The 2,415-nt window shown below is 61.7% G+C and carries 2 protein-coding genes; both read right to left on the bottom strand.

Going from position 1 to position 2,415, the window contains the following annotated elements; genetic code table 11:
- Positions 1-137: 137 nt before the first annotated feature.
- Positions 138-353, bottom strand: a complete 216-nt coding sequence (locus PYV02_RS15250; protein ID WP_275759932.1) for an SCO4848 family membrane protein — start codon at positions 351-353, stop codon at positions 138-140.
- 45 nt (positions 354-398) lie between these two features.
- Positions 399-2,312 (bottom strand): DUF262 domain-containing protein, encoded by a 1,914-nt coding sequence (locus tag PYV02_RS15245; protein ID WP_275759931.1) that lies wholly within the window; start codon positions 2,310-2,312, stop codon positions 399-401.
- Between the last annotated feature and the right edge of the window lie 103 nt (positions 2,313-2,415).

The raw sequence follows: 2,415 nt of genomic DNA, 5'->3' as shown, positions 1-2,415 counted from the left end.
CACCTACGAAGCCGCCTACGCGGCGACCGCGTCCGCTACCCTCGCGGAAGCGGCATAACCGAACCGACACCGTGTCCACGATCAAGGGTCAAGGCCCCAGCTCCTGGACGGGAGTGGGGGCTAGGCGCCGTGACCCCTCACCCGATCAGCAGGATGACCCCGGCCACCGCCGAGGCGGCCGCCAGCAGCAGCGCGATCCCCAACAACACCGCGTGCACCTTCAGGAACGCCGTCGCCCGCCCACCCGCGTCGCGGGCCCGCGGATCGCGCAGCACCCGCACGAAGAACCGCGGCCACGCGATCACGTTGAAGGCGGCGTTCAGGAACAGGATGATCGCGGCGGCGAAGGTCATGGGTTCAGCCTACGGAACGGTGAACCCCGACGATCCCGCAGCACGCTAGCGAATGAGTTCGGTCAACGGAGTGATGCCATCATCGAGCTCCAAGGCCCAGAACTCAAAACCGCTCATGTTGGTGACGCCGAGATAGCGCGCTGCCTCATCGAGGGAGTCGAAGGCGTGGAGGTCGTCGATCACCAGGGTGCCGTCCTCGCTGATCACCGCGTCGACCTGCCATGCAGGATCGGCTGGATCTAGAAGGTCCCCAGCACTCAGCACGCCACGCGCAATGAGCTCAGCTAGCGAGAAGGTTGCCTCGGCTTCGCCCTCAGGAGCGACAGCTTCCGCTGCCAACGAGTCATCGCGTCCCAAGTGATCAAAGCCGTCGCGGATGACGTGTGCAATCAACTTGCGCCGCTCAGAGAGGAACTCGTCGTACTCCATCGACTCCCAGCCGCTCGGCAACGCATGCCAATAGTGCTGGAGCTTCATCCACTCCGAGTCCCTACCGCGAGCGGCCACCAAGCGGGGCCAGTACTCCTGTGGCGGATTGTCGGAGATGATCCCGTTTGTGTCCCAGTCCGTTGGTGCGAAGTTGGCCGCCTGGTTGATGCGCTTGTTGTCCCGAATCCCCAGCGTGCTTCGCTGATACTCGCGCGGGAAGAGGTGGTGACCTTCAAGGCCCCGAACAGCCGGAGTGGCGGGATCCATCCACTCGCGCACCTTCATGCGAAGCATGAACATGTCCGCGTCAAGGATGTTGAGGGCGGCAAGGTAGCACTGATAGCCGGGCGACAACGACGCGCTGCTCGTCACCAGCTGCTGCGGGACCTGGAACTCCCAGAAGTCCGGCGTGAGTGTCGCTCCGATTGTCTCGTTGACGATGCGCTCGAATCCGGCCGCGTTGATCGCATTGTCTCGGAAGAGATCGAGATCCTTCTGCAGCTGAGACTCACCCGATCCCGTATAGCGTCCGGTGAGTTGCGACATAAAGAGCCAACGCGCGATCATCACTCGAAGCCTCGCGAGTTCGACCTTGAACTCCTCTCGTCCGAGAAGGAAGAGCACATAGCTCGAGACCACGTTGGTGGCGGACGTGACGTTCTTGCCGGATCGGAAACCAGCGATCTGTATGGCGCGAATGTACTCCGTCCAGTTCACGCGATTAGTCACCACCGGCAGAGCATCCTGAAGGCGTCCGAGCTCGCGGTGCTGCCGCTCGGCATCGACGAATCCTGTGACCCTGTCTTTCGCCTGGAGGGCGCTGTAGGCGTCGGACAGCTTCGCGCGGTTCTGTCCGAATGCGATCGCCGCACGTACGACCTGACCCGCTTCCACGGCGATGAACGGATTCTTCGCAGTCCACGTGATCGCTGAGTCGACCAAGCTGCGGGCGACCTCAGGGGTGATTCGCGAAAGGCGAGCAAATCGTTCGATGACGTCGCGGCCCTCGGGCCAGAACACGCTCAGCCAGGTGAGGATGTAGTCGTAGGCCTTCAGGCTGACACCCTCCGAGTTGATTCGAACGAAGACGTCAGCCACCACCGGCTTCTCAACGTCGCTGAGGACGTGCACAACCTGAAACGGGTAGGCGTTGAGTGCCGAGACACGGTTGAGGCTTGTCTCCACACCCACTTCGATCTCGTCCGTGATGTCCCCGCCACTTTCACGAAGGCGCTCCAGGTAGCGTCGACGCACGGAAATCGCGTCACGGAAGATCTCTGACACGTCTTCGACCCAATAGCTCGAGTTCGCGAATGCCGGTGTCCACACTTCGAACTTTTCAGTGAGGGGGTTGAACGAGATCTTGATGCTCTTTGTGCGATAGGCCTCGTCGACCACGGTCTTGCCCTTGATCACTGCGAAAAGGCTCGTTAGACGTTGTTGACCGTCGACGATCTGATACTGCGCAGGCTGAGTGCCATCAGCCGAGATCGAGCGCGACTCCCCCGGGGCAGCTTGATCCCAGAACATCAGCTCAGGTGACGTCCCATGGGGTGGTGTAGTTCTCGGGCTCGAGTGTCACGTCGTGGACGTGGTGAGCCATCGTGCGATGGTCAGGTGAGAACCGACAAAA

The sequence above is a fragment of the Antiquaquibacter metalliresistens genome, from assembly GCF_029211225.1.
Taxonomy (GTDB): domain Bacteria; phylum Actinomycetota; class Actinomycetes; order Actinomycetales; family Microbacteriaceae; genus Rhodoglobus; species Rhodoglobus metalliresistens.
The sequence above is the reverse complement of the archived record's forward strand: the minus strand, read 5'-3'. Positions and strand labels throughout refer to the sequence as shown.

Coding starts and splice junctions, on each gene's coding strand:
- PYV02_RS15245 (WP_275759931.1), bottom strand. CDS start 2,312: ATGTTCTGGGATCAAGCTGCCCCGGGGGAGTCGCGCTCGATCTCGGCT.
- PYV02_RS15250 (WP_275759932.1), bottom strand. CDS start 353: ATGACCTTCGCCGCCGCGATCATCCTGTTCCTGAACGCCGCCTTCAAC.